This is a genomic window from Streptomyces sp. NPDC007901 (assembly GCF_042959465.1).
GTDB lineage: Bacteria > Actinomycetota > Actinomycetes > Streptomycetales > Streptomycetaceae > Streptomyces.
This window is the reverse complement of record NZ_JBIBKW010000024.1, coordinates 1-17,735: the sequence shown is the minus strand read 5'-3', so window position 1 is coordinate 17,735 and position 17,735 is coordinate 1. Positions and strand designations below refer to the sequence as shown.

Sequence of the window (17,735 nt, the reverse complement as noted above, 5' to 3'; positions counted from 1 at the left end):
ACCGCCATGCCTCGCAGCGCCCTACCGCACCGCGCCAGACGGAGCGGGTTCGCCGCCGCCACCGTCGCGCTCGCCCTGACCGCCGCCGCCTGTTCGTCCTCCGACGACGGCTCCTCCTCCGACCCGGGCAGCTCCGCCTCCGGCTCGAGTTCCGCCGCCTTCCAGTCACAGCACAAGGGCGGCACCCTGAAGCTGGTCGCCCACGCGGCGGCGGGCAGCTTCGACCCGCAGGTCAACTACACACTCCAGTACTGGCAGCTGTACCAGTCGATGTACGACGGACTGCTGGCCTTCAAGAAGGTGAACGGGCAGGAGTCCTTCACCGTCGTCCCGGACCTGGCCACCGCCATGCCGAAGGTCAGCAACGGCGGCAAGACCTACACCTTCACGCTCCGCAAGGGCGTCACCTTCTCCAACGGCAAGGCCCTGACCACCGACGACGTGGTGGCGTCCTTCGAACGGATCTTCAAGGTCTCCAGCCCCACCGCGGGCACCTTCTACAACGGCATCGTCGGCGCCGACGCCTGTCTGAAGACGCCGGCCTCCTGCGCCCTGCCCAAGGGCGTGATCGGCGACGCGAAAACGGGCACGGTCACCATCAACCTGACGGCCGCCGACCCGGAGTTCGCGTACAAGCTGGCCGTCCCGCACGCCAGCATCGTCCCGAAGGACTCGCCGGCGAAGGACGCGGGCACCAAGCCGCTCCCGACAACGGGCCCGTACATGGCAGCGTCGTACGACCCCAACCGCGCGCTGAAGCTGGTGCGTAACCCGCACTTCAAGGAATGGTCGCGCGAGGCGCAGCCGCAGGGCTACCCGGACGACATCGACTACACCTTCGGCCAGACGGTCGAGTCGGAGGTGACCGCCGTGGAGAACGGCCAGGCGGACTGGATGTACGACCCGCCGCCCGCCGATCGCCTCAACGAGATCGGGACCAAGTACGCCTCCCAGGCGCATGTGAATCCGCTGACCGCGTTCTGGTACGCCACTCTCAACGTCAACATGGCGCCGTTCAACAACAAACTGGCCCGCCAGGCGATCAACTACGCCGTCGACCGGTCCGCCGTCGTCCGCCTGTACGGCGGCGCGAACCTCGCCTCCCCCGCCTGCACGATCCTCCCGCCGGGCTTCCCCGGACACGTCGACACGTGCGACTACACCAAGGGCGGCGGCACCACCTGGAAGGCCGCGGACCTCGCCAAGGCCAAGGAGCTGGTGAAGAAGTCCGGTACGGCCGGCCAGGAGGTCGGGATCGTCGTCCAGGACGACGACGTCAACAAATCGATCGGGCAGTACCTCCAGAGCCTGCTCACCCAACTCGGCTACAAGGCGACGCTCAAGCCGCTGTCGGCGAACATCCAGTTCACCTACATCCAGAACACCAAGAACAAGGTGCAGCTGGCCCTCACGTCCTGGTACCAGGACTATCCGGCGCCTTCCGACTTCCTCAACGTCCTGCTGTCCTGCGCCAGTTACCACCCCGGCAGCGACTCCAGCATCAACATCTCCGGGTTCTGCGACAAGGGCGTCGACGCCAAGATGCAGACGGCGATCAAGACCGCGCAGACCGACCAGGCGACCGCGAACAAGCAGTGGGGCGCCATCGACCAGGAGATCATGGGTGAGTCGCCGGTGGTCCCGCTGATCAACCCGAAGTTGATCGACTTCACTTCGACCAAGGTGGGCAACTACCGGTTCAGCAAGCAGTTCTACATGCTGCTCGGGCAACTGTGGGTGAAATGACCCCCGCAGTCGCTCCCGCGGTGAACCCCGCCCCGTCGACCGGGGCCCGGCGCTCGCCGGGCCCCTGGCGGACGGCCGCCGCCGACCTGCTCCGCAACAGGCCGGCGCTGGCCGCCGCAGCGGTCCTGCTCCTCGTCGTGCTGGCGACCCTGTGCGCACCGTTGTACGCGGACCACATCGCCCACACCGACCCGTTCCAGTCCCATGTCTCCGGCACCACGGTCATCGACGGCAAGACCGTGCCGGTGCTCACCCCGAGCAGCACCGGCCTCGGCCTCGGCGTCACGCCCATCGGCCCGACCTGGGACCCCGCCCACTACTTCCTCGGCGCCGACAACCAGGGCCGCGACGTCATGGCCCGCCTTCTGTACGGCGGCCGCACGAGCCTGTTCATAGGGGTGACGGCGGCCCTGTTGTCCTGCGCCGTCGGGACGGCCGTCGGTGTGGTCGCCGGGTACGCGGGCGGGGTCGTGGACTCGGTCATCTCCCGGATCCTGGACGTCATCTGGGCGTTCCCGGTATACCTGCTGGCGATCTGTCTGTCGGTGGTCCTGCTCACGAACGGCCTCAAGCTGGGCCCTGTCACCGTGGAGGCCGGCAGCCTCTGGCTGCCGATCACGATCATCGCGGCGATCTACGTGCCGTACATCGCGAGGCCGTTGCGCGGTCAGGTGCTGGTGCTGCGGAACAAGGAGTACATCCAGGCGGCCATCGGCTCCGGCGCCCCCACCCTGCGCATCCTGCGCCGCGAGGTGCTGCCGAACGTCGTCCCCACGGCCATCGTCTTCGTGCCGCTGATGACCGCGCTGGCCATGCTGACCGAGTCGGCGCTGTCCTTCCTGTCGGTGGGTGTCCAGCCGCCCGACGCCAGCTGGGGCACGATCATCCAGGACGGCCTGGGACTGCTCTACACCCGTCCCACCGTGACCATCGCCCCCGGTCTGCTGATCGCGCTGACCACGGCCGCGCTCAATGTCCTCGGCGACGGGGTGCGCGACGCCCTCGACCCGGGCGCCCGGCTGCGCGGAGGGGGGTGACCATGCTCGTCTTCGCCCTCAAACGCTTCGGCTCGGCCCTGCTGGTGATGTTCGCGATCAGTGTGATGGTGTTCCTGATCTTCTTCGCCACCCCGGGCGTCGATCCGGCGGCCCGGATCGCGGGCCGCAACGCGGATCCGGCCACCCTCGCCCAGGTGCGGCACTCCTTCGGCCTGGACCGGCCGCTGCCCGTCCGCTATCTGCTGATGATGCGGCACCTGCTGATCGACCGGGACCTGGAGTCGTTCGTCAACCGCGGCTCCAAGGTGATCCCGCAGATCGTGCAGGCCACCCCGGTCACCCTCTCCCTGGTCGTCGGCGCGGCCCTGATCTGGATGACGGCCGGGATCCTCATGGGCACGGCGGCGGCGACCCTGCGCGGCAGGGCCGCCGACCCGCTGATCATGCTGGTCGGTGTCGTCGGCGTCTCCCTGCCGGCCTACTGGCTCGGCGAGGTCGTCAACCTCCTCACCCAGAAGCAGTTCCACGACTCCCTCTTCTCCTGGGTACCGCCGCCCGGCTACGTCGGCCTGAGCCAGAACCCCGGCCAGTGGGCACTGCGCATGCTCTTCCCCTGGCTGACCCTGGCCCTGCTGTACGCCGGGATCTACGCCCGGCTGCTGCGCGGCGAGGTCGTCACCGCGCTGGGCGAGGACTATGTCCGCACGGCCCGTGCCAAGGGCCTCTCGGAACGGCGGATCCTGCTCCGGCACGCGCTGCGCTGCTCCCTGATCCCGATCGTGTCGCTGTTCGGCCTGGACTTCGGCGCGCTCGTCGGCGGGGCCGCGCTGCTGACCGAGGTGGTCTTCGGACTGCCCGGCATCGGCAAGCTCACCTACGACGCCCTCCAGAACCTCGACCTGCCGGTGATCATGGGGACCGTGCTGTACGCGGCGTTCTTCGTGGTCCTCGCCAACGCCCTGGTGGACATCCTGTACGCGCGACTCGATCCGAGGGCCCGCCATGCCTGAACCCCTGCTGGACGTACGAGACTTGCGGGTACGGTTCCGCACCCGCCAAGGCCTGGTCACCGCCGTCGACGGACTCTCCTTCTCCGTCGCGCCCCGCGAGGTCCTGGGCGTGGTGGGCGAGTCGGGCTCGGGCAAGAGCGTGTCGATGCTGGCCGTACTGCGACTGCTCACCAATCCGAACGTCACCGTGTCGGGCGAAGTCCGCTTCCGGGGACGGGACTTGATGGCCCTGCCCGACAAGGAGATGCGGGCGGTGCGCGGCCGGGAGATCGCCATGGTCTTCCAGGATCCGATGACCGCCCTGACCCCCGTCTACACCGTGGGCTGGCAGATCGCCGAACAGATCCGGGCACACGAGAAAGTCTCCCGCAAGGAGGCCGGGGCCCGCGCGGTACGGCTGCTCTCCGACGTCGGCATCCCCGACGCGGCCTCCCGGGCGCATGCCTACCCGCACGAGTTCTCCGGCGGCATGCGCCAGCGAGCGGTCATCGCGATGGCCCTCTCCTGCGATCCCGCGCTGCTGATCGCCGACGAGCCGACCACGGCGCTGGACGTCACCGTCCAGGCGCAGATCCTCGATCTGATGCGGGAGCTGAACGCCCGCGGCTCAGCGATGGTGCTCATCACCCATGACATGGGGGTGGTCTCGCAGATCGCCGACCGGGTCCTCGTCATGTACGGCGGCCGGGCGGCCGAGGAGGGCCCGCGGCGGGCGGTGTTCCACGGCCCGCGGCACCCGTACACCTGGGGCCTGCTGGACTCGGTGCCCCGCGTGGGCGGCCCCCGGCTGCGGCGGCTGCCCACCATCGCGGGCGTGCCGGTCTCTCCCGGTGCCCTTCCGGAGGGCTGCGCGTTCGCCCCGCGCTGCCGGTTCCGCCACGACCGGTGCGCGGAGCGGCCCGTGCTGACTTCCGGCGGCGAGGACGCCTCGCACCTGGACGCGTGCTGGCTCGCACCGGACGACCGCGCGGGACTGCGGCTGACCGCACGAGCGGCCGACGGGAAGCAAGGCAGGGACCAGGACGCGGAGGTGGCGTCGTGACGACAGCACAGGACGGTACGACCGTCCCCGCGCACGACGTACTGCTGCGCGCCACGGACATCACCAAGCACTACCCCCTCCGGGGCGCGCGCCGGGTCCTGCGCGCCGTCGACGGTGTCTCTCTGGAGGTGCGCGGCGGCGAGACCCTCGGTGTCGTCGGCGAGTCGGGCTGCGGCAAGTCCACACTGGCCCGCTGTCTGGTCCGGCTCACCGAACTCACCGGCGGGCGGGTCGAGTTCGACGGGCAGGACATCTCCACCCTCTCCACGCGCCGCCTGCGCCCGTTGCGGCCGGGCATGCAACTGGTCTTCCAGGACCCGCAGGCCTCCCTCAACCCCCGCCGCCGCGCCGGGGACATCGTCGCCGAGCCGCTGCTCGTACACCGGTACGGCGACGCGGGCGCGGTGCGCCGGCGGGTCGCCGAGCTCTTCGACGTCGTAGGACTGGCGACGGCCCATCTGGACCGGTATCCGCACGAGTTCTCCGGCGGCCAGCGCCAGCGCATCGGCATCGCGCGGGCCCTGGCCACCAGTCCGAAGCTGATCGTCGCCGACGAACCGGTGTCCGCGCTCGACGTGTCGATCCAGGCCCAGGTGCTGAACCTGTTCGCCGACCTCCAGGAGGAGTTCGCCCTCACGTACGTCTTCATCGCGCACGACCTCGGAGTCGTACGGCACGTGTCGGACCGGATCGCCGTCATGTACCTCGGCGAGATCGTCGAACTCGCCGAGACGGAGGCGCTGTACACGGCCCCCGCGCACCCGTACACCCAGGCCCTGCTGTCGGCGGTCCCGGACATCGACGACGGAACGCTCGCGGACGACGGGCCGCCCCGAGAACGGATCGTCCTGACCGGGGAGGTGCCCAACCCGGTGGACAAACCCACAGGTTGCCCGTTCCGCACCCGCTGCCCCTACGCCCAGGAGCGGTGCGCGACGGAACGCCCACGGCTCGCACCGGGCGCCGCCGGCCGCCAGGTGGCCTGCCACTTCCCGCTGGACGGTTGAACGGAGCGATGGCCGCGATCAGGGACACCAGGGCGATGAGCTGCTCATCGTCGTGGTGCCTGGCGGCCATCGCGCGGACCTCGTCCGGGGCGTCGGTCCCGTCGGCGATGCGGACACCCTCCCGAGTGGCCCTGCAGCCGCCGCTGGTGACCACTGCCTTCACCTGGGCCCAGTCCTCCAGGTAGTCGGGGCCCATGGAGCGGCCGAAGCCGCTGTGCTTGTAGCCGCCGAAGGAAGCGCCGATGTCCCCGCTCGGTCATGTCTCGCGTCCACACGGTGGCGGTCAGTCCGTACCGGGTGCCGTTGGCGACCGCGACCTATCCGCTGTCGTACAGCTCGCCGGTGAGCTTGCCGCCCCTGACGACCACTTCGCCGCCTTCTTGCCGGCCGATCAACCAGGTAGTCCAGCACCCTCTTCTCCTGCCGGACGTTGATCAGGGGGCCCATGTCGACCGGCTGGTTCCACAACCCCACCCGCACCGAGCGGAAGGCGTCCGCGACCTCGGCGACGAGTGCTGCTGGCGAACGTCCATGCGCGCGCCCCCGCATCCGACTGCTGGACGGCCTTCGACGCCGGTGAACACCGCACCGCTCAGCATGGCCCAGCGTGTAACAGAAACGACCCGTCGCACGCCGCTCACGGACCACCCAACTGGGGGTCAAGGGGTCGCAGGTTCAAATCCTGTCGTCCCGACGGTGCTCACCAGCGGGTTTGCCGACATCGGCAGACCCGCTGGTTGCGTTTGTACGCCTCAGGCCGTGGACGCCGAGCGTCTTGTCGGGTCTGTCGGGCGGTCAGTCGACGCGGTCGGTCGGTGGTTTCCGGTGGGCGATGGTCTTGCGGAGACGGTCCTGCGCGTCGGCGGGGGCGTCCGCGGTCACCAGTGCCTGCGCGACCGCGCCCGCGACCGGGGCCACGTCGAGGACCACGGGACGCGCCAGCGGTGCCTCGGCGGCGAGGCGGGAGCCGATGTGGTCCCGCAGCAGCTGCTGATCGTTCTGCAGGGTGCCGCCGCCCAGGACCACCGGGGTCCCGGTGCGCAGCAGGCGGAGCCGGCGCAGCAGGGCGGTCACCATGGTGACGATCTCGTCGCCGAGGCGTTCCACGATGCCCCGCGCCACGGCGTCACCGCTCTCCGCGGCCGCGAAGACCACGGGCGACAGGCCGTGCAGAGCGGTCACCGGGATCTCGCCGGCGCTCACGGCCAGCGCGACGGCCTCCACGCTGTCAAGGCGGAAGCACACCGGCAGCTCCTGGCGCAGCCGGGTCGCCGGCCCCCGCCCGTCGCCCGCGCGCACCGCGGCGCCCAGGCCGGCCCGGGCCACCGCGAGCCCGCCGCCCCAGTCCCCGGTGATGTCGCCGAGCGAGAGGAACCGGGCCGAGCGGCCGCCCGGATGGACGGCGGCCGCGTTGATACCGGCACCGGACACCACCGCCACCCCCCAGCCGTCCGGCGCGCCGGCCCGCAGGACGGCCAGGGTGTCGTTGCGCACGAGGATGCGTTCCGCCGCACCCAGCCCGGTCAACTGGCGCAGCGCCAGCCGCTCCTGGGCCCGGCGGTCCACGTTCGCGAGGAAGTACGCGCCGACCGAGAGCGGGGTCGTCCCGGGCAGGCCCGCCTGCGCGAGCGCGTGCCGGCCGAGGCGGGCGAGCCGTTCCGTGGTGGTCTCCATGCCCTCGGTGTGCGGGCGGGTGCCCGCGCCGCGCACCCAGGACAGCAGCCGTCCCTCGGTGTCCGCGAGGACGAGGTCGGTCTTGGAGTTCCCGCCGTCGACGCCCACCACCAGCTCAGGCATCGGCGGCCTCGCTCGCGAAGAACCGGGGCAGATGGCGGCGGTTGGCCTCCAGCAGGGCGTCGAGGACTTCGGCGGCGAGCCCCCATTCGCGGACGAGCGGATGGGCCACCAGCGCTCTGCGAGCCACCGTACGGTCCCCGGTCAGGGCCGCCTCGACGGCGAGCGTCTCGTACGCGGTGACCGCCTGGACCAGCCCGAGCATCTCGGGCGGCAGCGGCGGCACCGGCACCGGGTGGGGTCCTGCGGTGTCGACGTCGGCGGCCACCTCGACCACGGCCTCGTCGGGCAGTCCGGCCAGCAGGCCGTCGTTGCGGACGTTGACGTAGTGGTGGGCGCCGTCGCCGGTGAGCAGGCTGGTGACCAGGGCGGCCGCGGCCTCGCTGTAGTAGGCGCCGCCGCGCTGCTCCAGCAGGTCGGGCTTGTGGTCGAGGGCGGGGTCGGCGTAGAGGGCGAGCAACTCCTTCTCGATGGCGAGGACCTTTTCGGCCCGGTGGCCGCCCGCCCGCTGGGCACGGACCTCCTGTTCCGTGCAGTAGAAGTAGTGGAGGTAGTAGGAGGGGACGGCGCCGAGGTCGCGCAGCGCCCCGGCGGGGACGCGGAGCTCCGCGGCGAGTCGGTCGAGGGCGGGCCCGGTCAGCAGTTCCGGCAGGCGGTCCACGCCGTCGACGGTGACCGAGCGGATCCAGGACAGGTGGTTGAGGCCCGCGTGGCCGAGGCGCACCCGGCCGGGGTCGGTGCCGAGGCGGGCGGCCAGCTGCCGCTGGAACTTGATCGCCACGTTGCACAGGCCGACCGCGCGGTGCCCGGCGTCCAGCAGGGCGCGGGTGACGATGCCGACCGGGTTGGTGAAGTCGACGATCCAGGCGCCGGGGCGGGCCCGGCGCCGTACCTCCTCCGCGATGTCGAGGACCACCGGCACCGTGCGCAGCGCCTTGGCGAAGCCGCCGGGGCCGGTGGTCTCCTGGCCGAGCAGGCCGAACCGGTTCGGGAGGGTCTCGTCGACCAGCCGGGCCGCCTGCCCTCCCACCCGCAGCTGGATCAGGACAGCGGCGGCTCCGTCGACCGCCTCGGCGAGGTCGGTCGTGGTGGTGAGCCGGCCGGGGAAACCCTGGCGGGCGAGGATACGGCGGGCCAGGCCGCCGATGACGGTGAGGCGTTCGGCGTCGATGTCGTGCAGGACGAGCTCGTCGACCGGCAGCACGTCGGCGCGCCGGGCGAAGCCCTCGATCAGCTCGGGTGTGTAGGTACTGCCACCGCCGACAACGGTGATCTTCACTCGTGCTCCCATGAGGTATGCGGGGGTCAGCCCTTGACGCCGGTGAGCGCGATGCCTTCGACGAAGACCTTCTGCGCCAGGAAGAACAGCACCAGGACCGGCAGCAGGAACATCAGCGAGGCCGCCATCTGCAGCTGGTAGGCGTTCTGGTGCCCGTTCTTGGCGAGCTGGCTGAGGGCCACCGCGAGGGTCTGGCCGGTGTCGCTGTTGCCCGTGTAGAGCAGCGGGTTGTAGAAGTCGTTCCAGGCGTAGAGGAAGGCGAACAGGCCGACCGCGGCGATCGCCGGCCGGGCCATCGGGATCAGCACCCGCCACAGGATCCGCAGTTCGCCCGCGCCGTCCACCCGGGCCGCCTCGGTGAACTCGTCCGGAATGGTGAGGAAGAACTGGCGCAGCAGGAAGATGCTGAACGCGTCGCCGAAGAACGACGGCACGATGAGCGGCTTGAGGGTGCCGACCCATCCGGCGTGCGCGTACATGACGTACAGCGGCAGGCTGGTGACCTGGGCCGGGATCATCATCGCGGCGAGCACGACGAGGAAGACCGCCTCCCGGCCGCGCCACTTCAGCCGGGCCAGTGCGTAGGCCACGGGCACCGAGGAGACGACGACACCGATCGTGGACAGCCCGGCGTACAGCATGGTGTTGAGCAGGTCGCGGCCGAACGGCATGGCCTTGAAGACCTCGCCGAAGTTGCCGAACTCCCAGGGCGAGGGCCACAGCGAGCCGGTGCCGGCCTGGTGCTGGGTCATGAACGCGGTGAGCACGCCGATCGTCAGCGGCAGCAGGAAGCAGAGCGCCACGGCGATGGCGGGCGCGTGTTCGGCGATCACGTACAGCAGGCGGCGCCCGGCACGGGGCCTGGTCAGGGGAACAGTGCTCATCGGCCACCGCCCGAGTAGTGCACGAAACGGCGCGAGGCGCGGATGAAGACCACGGTCGCCGCGAAGATGACGAGGAACAGCAGCCAGGCCATGGCCGAGGCGTAGCCGGTCTTGAAGTACGCGAAGCCCTGCCGGTACAGCTCGGTGGAGTAGAACAGCAGCGAGTTGGCGGGGTAGCCGATCAGGTCGTTGCTGGAGGAGGTGGCGTTCGCGGAGCTGGAGGCGACGAACGCCTCGGTGAAGTACTGGAAGGTGTAGATCATCCCGGTGAGCAGGGCGAAGAAGATCACCGGGGAGATGGCCGGGAGGGTGACGCTGCGGAACTTCTGCAGCGTGCCCGCGCCGTCGAGTTCGGCGGCCTCGTACAGCTCGCGCGGTACGTCGAGCATGGCGGCGGAGAAGATCACCATCACGTTGCCGCTCGCCCACAGCGCCATCAGGACGAGGCTGGGCTTGGACCAGGCCGGGTCCGAGAACCAGCCGGGGCCGCTGATCCCCACCCAGCCCAGCAGCCGGTTGAGCGGGCCGACCGGGTTCAGCAGCACGATGAACGACAGGGCCGCGGCCACCACCGGCACCATCGACGGCAGGAAGAACAGCGTGCGGTACACCGCCCGGCCGCGCTTGACGCGGATGATCACCCAGGCGGTGAACATGGCCCAGGCGGTGCGCAGCGGCACCATGACGACGACCATCCACAGGGTGTTGCGCACGGCCACCCAGAACGTGTCGGACTGGCCGAACAGGGCGCGGTAGTTGCGCAGTCCGACGAACTGGACCGGGCGGTAGGAGCCCGCCTGGAAGTCGGTGAGCGAGTAGTAGAGCGTGGCGGCCACCGGGTAGAGCACGAAGACGCAGAACCCGATGACGAACGGGGAGAGGAAGGCCAGTACGACCCACCAGCGGGCCCCGCTCGCGCGCCGCCGCCCGCCCCGGGCGGCGCGCGTGCGCGCGGTGCCCGGGGCCTCGCCGACGGGGGCGAGAGTGGTCGTCATCCCTACTGCCCGCTCTCGGAGTTGAGGTCGTCGATCTTCTTCCCGACCCCGGCAAGGCCGCTCGCGGCGCTGCTCACCTTGCCCTGCTCGTAGTCGAGGAGGAAGGCCCGCCAGGTGTCCATGTCCTCGATGCCGGCCGGGGTGAGCGTCTTGTAGGTGGAGTGCGGGTTCTCGAAGATGTCGACGAACGGCTTCCAGTGCGGGTCGTCGCGTTTGTCCCAGGCCTTGAGCGCGGCGAACGTGGTCGGGATGTTGTAGACCGTGTCCGCGAGGGTGTTCAGGAACGTCGTGTCGGTGGTGAGCTGCTGGAGCGCGAAGAACGCCTCCTGCTTGTGCTGGGAGCCCGCCGACAGGTAGGCGACCGTGCCGAGCGTGCTGCCCGCGCCGTAGGTGCCCGACGACCCGTCCAGGACCGGCATCGGTACGACGCCGTAGTCGAAGTCCTTCTTCTCCGAGGCGATCTCGCCGACGTGCCACTCGCCGTCGTACTCCATGGCCGCGGCCCCGGTCAGCAGCGGGTTGCCGGCGTCGTCGGCGTGCGGCTGGTAACGGCCCACGAACTTCTGGACGTTCGCCTCGCCGTAGTAGCCGATGAGGTCCTGGTCCCACTTCAGCAGTTGCTGCCACTTGGCGTCGGAGGCGAAGGTGGTCTTCCCGTCCTTGCCGTAGAACTCGGTGCCGCTGTGCGCGCCGGTGAACAGGTAGCGGTTGACGTCGTAGTCGGAGCGGGGCACGAAGCCGTAGGTCTTGATCGAGCCGTCCGCGTTCTTGACGGTCAGCTTCTTCGCGGCGGCGGTGAGTTCGGCGAGGGTGGTGGGCGGCTTGGTGATACCGGCCGCCTTGAGCATCTGCTTGTTGTAGTAGAGCGCGAAGGCGTCGGTCAGCAGCGGCAGCGCGCACTGCTTGCCCTGGTAGCGGGTGTAGGCGAGGGTGGCGGCGGGGAAGGTCTTCGCCGTGTCGATCCTGGCCGAGGACAGGTAGGGGCCGAGGTCGGCGACCGTGCCGTTGTAACAGAACTTGGCCACGTTGTCGGGTGCCGAGCTGATGAAGACGTCGGGCGGGTCACCCGCGGCGACCGCCTTGGCATAGGCGGCGTCGTCCTTGTTGGGGACGAACTTCACGGTCAGCCAGGGGTACTTGGCGTGCAGCCGGCTCAGGGTCGCCTTGAAGGCGGCCACCTCGTTGGGGAGGTGGTTGAAGGTCCAGACGGTGACGGTGGTGGGCTGGTGCGAGGCACCCGCGGAGATGGCGGTGTCGGGCTCTGACGACGAGGCCCCGGTGGACGTGCAGCCGGCCAGCAGCAGCACTCCGGCGGCCGTGGCGGACACGGCCCCGGTGATAGGTTTGAACACTGATCGTCCTTCCTCGGAGACGGGATTCCCTGGGTGACGGATCGGTCGTCGGTCGACGGGCAGGGCAATGCCCGGTGACCTGAAGCGGCGGCGCTGTCCGGCAAGACGGCGTCGCCGCGGCGTTCCTCAGGACAGAGCCGAGGGCTCGGTCTGGGGGACAGGAGTGGTGGCGGCGGCGAAGGCGGCCTCGCGGGCCAGCTTCGCCGACATGGTGGTCGCTCCGGTGAGCACGGCGTCCTGGCCGAGCCCGGAGGCGACGACGGTCGGCCGGAACGTACTGAAATCGGCCAGGTGGCGGGCGACCGGTTCGAGCAGCAGATCGCCGTTGGCGCCGATGGCGCCGCCCAGCACGATCAGCGCCGGGTCGATCAGGGGTACGACACAGGCGACCACGTAGGCGACGCTGCGGGCGGTGTCGTCCACGATCTCCAGCGCGCCGGGGTCGCCGGCGCGGGCGAGCGCGAAGACGGTGAGCGGGCTGCCGTCGCCCGGCAGTCCCAGCCGCCGGGCCTCGGCGCTGATGTAGCGGGCGCCCAGGTGCTCCTGCACCAGGTCCCGGCGCTGTCCGGCCGGCGCGATCATGCGGTCGCTGGGCAGGTAGCCGGCCTCACCCGCGACCCCGGTGGCGCCCCGCCGGACCTTGCCGTCCACCACCAGCCCGAGGCCGAGTCCGACGCCCAGACTGACCAGGACGAAGTCGTCGGTCTCGGTGCCGAGGCCGTGGGTGCGCTCGGCCAGCGCCGCGAGGTTCACGTCGTTCTCCAGCACCAGCGGCACGGGGACCGCCCGCCCGAGCGCCTCGCCGAGCCCGCTCCCGGCGTCGGGCAGTCCGGTGGTGTACGACAGCTGCCGTCCGTCCGGGCCGACCGCGGCCGGCAGCCCGGCGACGACCTGGGCGATCTCCGGGAGCGCCCTTCCGACCTGTCCGGCCAGGTCCACGCACATGTCCAGGATCTGCCCGACGAACGCGTCGGCGCCCCGTTCCCCGTGCTGCTCGGTCTCGGCACGCCCGCGGATCCGTCCCGTGACGTCGGCGATCGCGGCGCGGATCCTGCGGTGCCCGACGTCCACGCCGATCCCGAAGGCGCAGTCGGCGTTCACGCCGTACTGCGCCGGCGCCGGGCCCTTGCGGCCGGTCGCCGGGCCCACCTCGGTGATGACGCCGCGCTCCAGCAGCAGCCCGACCGCGGCGGCGACCGTGGGCCGGGAGAGCGGGATCCGGCCCGCCAGGTCCGTGGTCGTGACGGGACCCGCCTCGTCGATCGCCTCCAGAACGGCACGGCCGTTGAGCGAACGCAGCAACCGCTGCGGGCCTGCTGGATAACGGCGGGTCACGGTGCCCTCATCTCGCCATCAGGACTCTGTAAGAAAGAAAGTTGCTTATTTATACGCTGGGGGGGTGGCCGGATTCAACCCTCCCGGCTGGAGTACTCTGACAAGTGAGAGTTTGAATTCTCAAACATTCGCTCATCGGAGAACGTCATGCGCGTCGCGATCACCGGCTCCACCGGACTCATCGGTTCCGCCCTCACCCGCTCCCTCCTCGCCGACGGCCACCGCGTGCTGCGTCTGACCCGCGCCCGGACCGCGCCACAGCGATCGGACGGGACCGAATCCGCGGTCTGGGAGCCCGGCGCCCGGCTGGACCCGGCCGTCCTGGACGGCGTCGACGCCGTGGTGCACCTGGCCGGCGCCGGGGTCGGCGACCGGCGCTGGACCCAGACGTACAAGCAGGAGATCCGGCTCAGCCGCCTCCAGGGGACCCGGACCGTCGCCGAGGCGTGCGCCGAGGCCGCCCGGCCGCCCCGGGTGCTGGTCTCGGCCTCGGCCGTCGGCTACTACGGCGACACCGGCGACCGTGTCGTCACGGAGTCCGACCCGGCCGGAGGCGACTTCCTGGCCTCCGTCTGCGTCGGCTGGGAGGCCGCCGCCGCGCCCGCCGAGCGGGCCGGCGTCCGGGTCGTCCACCCGCGCACCGGTCTCGTGGTCTCCGCCGACGGCGGCGCCTGGGGCAGGCTGTTCCCGCTCTTCCGGTTCGGCCTCGGCGGCCGGCTCGGCTCCGGCGACCAGTTCTGGCCCTTCATCTCCCTGCCCGACCACATCGCCGCCCTGCGCCACGCGATCGACCACGACGACATCGCCGGACCCCTCAACCTCACCGCCCCCGAACCGCTGACGAACCGTGAGATCACCCGGGCCATGGGTCGCGTCCTGCACCGGCCCACCCTCGCCGCCGTCCCCGGCTTCGCGCTGAGGATCGCCCTCGGCGAGTTCGCCGAGGGCATCACCGGCAGCTGCCGTGCCGTCCCCGCGGGCCTGCTGAAGACGGGCTTCACCTTCCGGCAGCCCGGCATCGACGAGGCTCTGCGCGCCGCGCTCTCGAAGGGCTAGCCGATCGGGTCCGCCGCCCCCGACGCCGTCAGGACCGCCGCGAGCGAGGAGCCCGGTTCGATCCGGTAGTCGTCGCCCATCGCCATCCGGTGCGCCGTGAGGATGTGGTCGCGGGTGGCGGCCACGGCGGCCTCCGGGTCCCGTCGTTCGCAGGCCTGAAGGATCGCCGCATGGTGGTGCCCGGCCGGGCTGTGCCGCAGGTCGAAGTGCATCCGGATGCGCTCGGCCTGGTCGGCGAGGCTCTCGATCTCGCGCAGCAGCACCGCGGACCCGGCGCGCTGGTAGAGGGTCATGTGGAAGCGGCGGTTGAGCTCGTTGAAGTCCCGCTGCGCATGCGCGCCGGACAGCGCGGCGTCCAGCCGCTCGTGCGCGTCCCGCATCGCCGCGAGGTCCTCGTCCCGCAGCCTCGGCACGGCGATGCGGGCGGCCAGCGTCTCCAGGTGGATCCGCAGCGCGGCCACCTCCTCCGCGAGCCCCAGATCCACCTCGGCCACCACCACGCCCCGGTACGGCAGCCGCCGTACCAGACCGGCACTGTCCAGCTGGAGGATGGCCTCGCGGACCGGGGTGCGGCTCAGCCCCAGGCTCGCGGCGATCTCCGTCGGGTCGAGCCGGTCCCCGGGGGCCAGCTCGCCGGACACGATGCGCTCCTGCAGGTGCTCGAACACCAGGTCAGCGGCGCGCCGCTGGATGCTGGGCATATCCACCCGCTCCTTCGTTCTTCCCTCTACCGACTGCGGACAACTTAGCGTCACGGCCTTGTCTGTACAGAATATCCAATGTTCAATGTCCAGAACATTGGATGCCAGTGCATTGGATGCCCTGACCGACCGCACATCCCCGACGGAGTACCCGTGACGATCTTTCTCACCGACGCCGACGTCCGAGCCGCCTTCGGCTGGCCCGAGGCCGTCGCCGCCCTGCGCGCCGCCTACTCCGCGCCGCCGGACGAGGCCCGCTTCCCGTCCCGCACGATGGCCCGCGGCGAGGGCCTGTGGTTGCGCACCCTCAGCGGGGTGCCGGGCGACGGTGCCCCGATGGGCGCCAAGCTGATCGCCGCCTCCCGGCGCGGCCGGCGCGCCTCGTATCTGATCCCGCTCTTCGACCAGGACACCGTCGAACTGCTCGCCCTCCTCGACGGCAACGCGATCACCGGCTTCCGTACGGCGGCCACCTCGGCGCTCGCCGCCGACGCGCTCGCCCCCGCCGGCCCCCTGAAGGTCGGCGTGATCGGCTCCGGCTTCGAGGCCGAGCACCACGTCCGCGCGCTCGCCGCGATCCGTGCGCTCTCCTCGGTCACCGTCTTCAGCCCCAACCCGGCCAGCCGCACCCGCTGCACGGACCGCCTCGCCGACCTGGGCGTGCCGTTGCACACGGCGGACAGCGCCGAAGCCGCCGTCGGGGACGCCGCCCTGGTGCTCTGCGCGGCCCGCTCCCGCGACGAACAGCCGACCCTGCGCGAGGTGCCGGCGGGCGCCACCGTCGTCTCGATCGGCTCCACGCTGCCCGAACAGCGGGAGCTGGGCGCGGAGGCGATCGAGCGGGCGGACCTGATCGTGGCCGACCAGGTCCACGAAGTGGCGTACGAGACCGGTGACCTGATCGCCGCGAAGGAGGCGGGCGTCGACTTCGCCGGGAAGCTGGTCCCGCTCGCCGACGTCATATCCGGGCGGACCCCAGGGCGTGCGGACCCGGACGCGACCGTCGTCTACAAGTCCGTCGGCTCCGCCGTCCAGGACCTCGCCGTCGCCGCGATGTGCGTCCGCCGGGCCGTCGCGCTCTCCCTCGGCACCGAACTGCCGGTCACCATCACCCCGGTCGCGAAGTGAGGACCCCCGTGCGCACCGAACTCGACGACCCTTCCCTGCTGAAGAGCGCCGCCTACGTCGACGGCACATGGCTGACGTCCCCGGACACCTTCGCCGTGCTCGACCCGGCCACCGGTGAGGTGCTGGCCCGGGTGCCCCTCCTGGACCGCGCGCGGTGCGCCGCGGCGATCGACGCGGCGCACCGCGCGCTGCCCGCCTGGCGCGCCCTGGCCGCCAAGGAGCGGTCGCGGATCCTGCGCCGCTGGTACGACCTCGTCACCGCGCACGCCGAGGACCTGGCCCGGCTGATCGTCCTGGAGGAGGGCAAGCCCTTCGCGGAGGCGCTCGGTGAGGTCGCCTACGCCGCCTCCTTCCTGGAGTGGTTCGCCGAGGAGGCCAAGCGGGTGCGCGGGGATGTGATGGCGGCGCCCGAGGCCTCGCGGCGGATCGTCGTCCTCAAGGAGCCGGTCGGCGTCTGCGCGGCGATCACGCCCTGGAACTTCCCGGCCGCGATGATCACACGCAAGGCGGGCCCGGCGCTCGCCGCCGGCTGCACCATGGTCCTCAAGCCCGCCGAACAGACCCCGCTGACCGCACTCGCCCTCGCCGAACTCGCCGAGCGTGCGGGCGTTCCCGCCGGTGTCTTCAACGTTCTCACCGGCGACCCGCGCGAGATCGGCCCCGAGCTGACCGGCAACCCCCTCGTCCGGAAGATCACGTTCACCGGCTCCACCGAGGTCGGCCGGCTGCTGCTCGCCCAGTCGGCGGCGACCGTCAAGCGGACCTCCATGGAGCTGGGCGGCAACGCGCCCGTCCTGGTCTTCGACGACGCCGACCTCGACCTGGCGGTGGCGGGCGTGCTCGCGGCCAAGTACCGCAACACCGGGCAGGCCTGCATCAGCGCCAACCGGGTCTACGTCCAGGACGGCGTGTACGACGCGTTCGCCGCGAAGCTGGCCGAGAAGGTCGCCGGGCTCGTCGTCGGGGACGGCTTCGAGGACGGCGTGCAGCAGGGGCCGCTGATCGACGAGGACGCCGTCGCCAAGGTCGAGGCCCATGTGGCCGACGCGGTCGCAAAGGGCGCCGAGGTGCTGCACGGCGGCCGACGGCACGCGCGCGGCGGGCTGTTCTACGAGCCGACCGTCCTCACCGGCGTCACCTCCGACATGGCCGTGACCCGGGAGGAGACCTTCGGCCCGCTCACCCCGCTGATCCGGTTCACCGACGAACAGGACGCGGTACGCGCCGCCAACGACACCGAGTTCGGCCTCGCCGCCTACCTGTTCGCCCGCGACGCCGAGCGCGTCTGGCGGGTCGGTGCCGCCCTGGAGGCGGGAGTAATTGTCAAGATGTGTGGATGAGCAGGCTTGGGCAGGGTGAGGTCCCGAGCTTGTCTCGCTATTCGGCCGTGAAGTTGCTCGATTCCTCC

At 71.1% G+C, this 17,735-nt stretch carries 15 protein-coding genes; 8 read left to right on the top strand and 7 right to left on the bottom strand.

Annotation, left to right across the window (positions count from 1 at the left end; all coding sequences use genetic code 11):
• The first annotated feature begins 6 nt into the window (after positions 1 to 6).
• From ACFZDK_RS46290 to ACFZDK_RS46270, 5 genes are read left to right on the top strand one after another with little or no spacing between them, the layout of a single operon-like run.
• Positions 7 to 1,746, top strand: coding sequence for an ABC transporter substrate-binding protein (locus tag ACFZDK_RS46290; RefSeq protein WP_390982653.1), 1,740 nt, complete (start codon positions 7 to 9; stop codon positions 1,744 to 1,746).
• Complete coding sequence (locus tag ACFZDK_RS46285) at positions 1,743 to 2,783, top strand: ABC transporter permease subunit (RefSeq protein WP_390982650.1); 1,041 nt, start codon at positions 1,743 to 1,745, stop codon at positions 2,781 to 2,783. Before ACFZDK_RS46290 ends, ACFZDK_RS46285 begins: the two co-directional genes overlap by 4 nt.
• 2 nt (positions 2,784 to 2,785) lie before the next feature.
• Complete coding sequence (locus ACFZDK_RS46280) at positions 2,786 to 3,754, top strand: ABC transporter permease subunit (RefSeq protein ID WP_390982648.1); 969 nt, start codon at positions 2,786 to 2,788, stop codon at positions 3,752 to 3,754.
• Positions 3,747 to 4,796: an oligopeptide/dipeptide ABC transporter ATP-binding protein gene (locus ACFZDK_RS46275; RefSeq protein ID WP_390982645.1), complete on the top strand. Its 1,050-nt coding sequence runs from the start codon at positions 3,747 to 3,749 to the stop codon at positions 4,794 to 4,796. Before ACFZDK_RS46280 ends, ACFZDK_RS46275 begins: the two co-directional genes overlap by 8 nt.
• Complete coding sequence (locus ACFZDK_RS46270) at positions 4,793 to 5,803, top strand: oligopeptide/dipeptide ABC transporter ATP-binding protein (RefSeq protein WP_390982642.1); 1,011 nt, start codon at positions 4,793 to 4,795, stop codon at positions 5,801 to 5,803. Before ACFZDK_RS46275 ends, ACFZDK_RS46270 begins: the two co-directional genes overlap by 4 nt.
• A gap of 795 nt (positions 5,804 to 6,598) precedes the next feature.
• On the opposite strand, the gene ACFZDK_RS46265 is transcribed toward ACFZDK_RS46270, so the two are convergent.
• From ACFZDK_RS46265 to ACFZDK_RS46240, 6 genes are all read right to left on the bottom strand, one after another.
• Positions 6,599 to 7,600, bottom strand: a complete 1,002-nt coding sequence (locus tag ACFZDK_RS46265; protein ID WP_390982639.1) for a BadF/BadG/BcrA/BcrD ATPase family protein — start codon at positions 7,598 to 7,600, stop codon at positions 6,599 to 6,601.
• Positions 7,593 to 8,876 (bottom strand): 6-phospho-beta-glucosidase, encoded by a 1,284-nt coding sequence (locus tag ACFZDK_RS46260; protein WP_390982637.1) that lies wholly within the window; start codon positions 8,874 to 8,876, stop codon positions 7,593 to 7,595. The genes ACFZDK_RS46265 and ACFZDK_RS46260 overlap by 8 nt, the downstream gene beginning before the upstream one ends.
• A gap of 26 nt (positions 8,877 to 8,902) precedes the next feature.
• On the bottom strand, positions 8,903 to 9,760 hold the full coding sequence (locus ACFZDK_RS46255; protein ID WP_390982634.1) for an ABC transporter permease subunit: 858 nt from the start codon (positions 9,758 to 9,760) through the stop codon (positions 8,903 to 8,905).
• Positions 9,757 to 10,755: an ABC transporter permease subunit gene (locus ACFZDK_RS46250; RefSeq protein ID WP_390982631.1), complete on the bottom strand. Its 999-nt coding sequence runs from the start codon at positions 10,753 to 10,755 to the stop codon at positions 9,757 to 9,759. The genes ACFZDK_RS46255 and ACFZDK_RS46250 overlap by 4 nt, the downstream gene beginning before the upstream one ends.
• Positions 10,756 to 10,757: 2 nt before the next feature.
• Entirely contained in the window at positions 10,758 to 12,083 is a 1,326-nt protein-coding gene (locus ACFZDK_RS46245; RefSeq protein WP_390982629.1) for an extracellular solute-binding protein, read from the bottom strand.
• Positions 12,084 to 12,233: 150 nt separating this feature from the next.
• Positions 12,234 to 13,442, bottom strand: coding sequence for an ROK family protein (locus ACFZDK_RS46240; RefSeq protein ID WP_390982626.1), 1,209 nt, complete (start codon positions 13,440 to 13,442; stop codon positions 12,234 to 12,236).
• A gap of 147 nt (positions 13,443 to 13,589) precedes the next feature.
• On the opposite strand from ACFZDK_RS46240, the gene ACFZDK_RS46235 reads away from it, so the two are divergent.
• The gene (locus tag ACFZDK_RS46235; protein ID WP_390982623.1) at positions 13,590 to 14,498 is read left to right on the top strand and encodes a TIGR01777 family oxidoreductase; all 909 of its coding nucleotides are present in this window, start codon (positions 13,590 to 13,592) and stop codon (positions 14,496 to 14,498) included.
• On the opposite strand, the gene ACFZDK_RS46230 is transcribed toward ACFZDK_RS46235, so the two are convergent.
• A complete protein-coding gene (locus ACFZDK_RS46230) occupies positions 14,495 to 15,199 on the bottom strand; it encodes an FCD domain-containing protein (protein ID WP_390982620.1) in 705 nt (234 codons plus the stop codon). The two genes, ACFZDK_RS46235 and ACFZDK_RS46230, sit on opposite strands and share 4 nt — an antisense overlap.
• A 153-nt stretch (positions 15,200 to 15,352) precedes the next feature.
• On the opposite strand from ACFZDK_RS46230, the gene ACFZDK_RS46225 reads away from it, so the two are divergent.
• Together ACFZDK_RS46225 and ACFZDK_RS46220 are read left to right on the top strand one after the other, a co-directional pair.
• Entirely contained in the window at positions 15,353 to 16,327 is a 975-nt protein-coding gene (locus ACFZDK_RS46225) for an ornithine cyclodeaminase family protein (RefSeq protein ID WP_390982617.1), read from the top strand.
• A gap of 8 nt (positions 16,328 to 16,335) precedes the next feature.
• Positions 16,336 to 17,667 (top strand): aldehyde dehydrogenase family protein, encoded by a 1,332-nt coding sequence (locus ACFZDK_RS46220; protein WP_390982615.1) that lies wholly within the window; start codon positions 16,336 to 16,338, stop codon positions 17,665 to 17,667.
• The last annotated feature ends 68 nt before the right edge of the window (positions 17,668 to 17,735 follow it).

What these genes read in the sequence shown, in the direction of transcription:
- ACFZDK_RS46290 (WP_390982653.1), top strand. Translation starts at nt 7, where the DNA reads ATGCCTCGCAGCGCCCTACCGCACCGCGCCAGACGGAGCGGGTTCGCC.
- ACFZDK_RS46285 (WP_390982650.1), top strand. Translation starts at nt 1,743, where the DNA reads ATGACCCCCGCAGTCGCTCCCGCGGTGAACCCCGCCCCGTCGACCGGG.
- ACFZDK_RS46280 (WP_390982648.1), top strand. Translation starts at nt 2,786, where the DNA reads ATGCTCGTCTTCGCCCTCAAACGCTTCGGCTCGGCCCTGCTGGTGATG.
- ACFZDK_RS46275 (WP_390982645.1), top strand. Translation starts at nt 3,747, where the DNA reads ATGCCTGAACCCCTGCTGGACGTACGAGACTTGCGGGTACGGTTCCGC.
- ACFZDK_RS46265 (WP_390982639.1), bottom strand. Translation starts at nt 7,600, where the DNA reads ATGCCTGAGCTGGTGGTGGGCGTCGACGGCGGGAACTCCAAGACCGAC.
- ACFZDK_RS46255 (WP_390982634.1), bottom strand. Translation starts at nt 9,760, where the DNA reads ATGAGCACTGTTCCCCTGACCAGGCCCCGTGCCGGGCGCCGCCTGCTG.
- ACFZDK_RS46250 (WP_390982631.1), bottom strand. Translation starts at nt 10,755, where the DNA reads ATGACGACCACTCTCGCCCCCGTCGGCGAGGCCCCGGGCACCGCGCGC.
- ACFZDK_RS46235 (WP_390982623.1), top strand. Translation starts at nt 13,590, where the DNA reads ATGCGCGTCGCGATCACCGGCTCCACCGGACTCATCGGTTCCGCCCTC.
- ACFZDK_RS46230 (WP_390982620.1), bottom strand. Translation starts at nt 15,199, where the DNA reads ATGCCCAGCATCCAGCGGCGCGCCGCTGACCTGGTGTTCGAGCACCTG.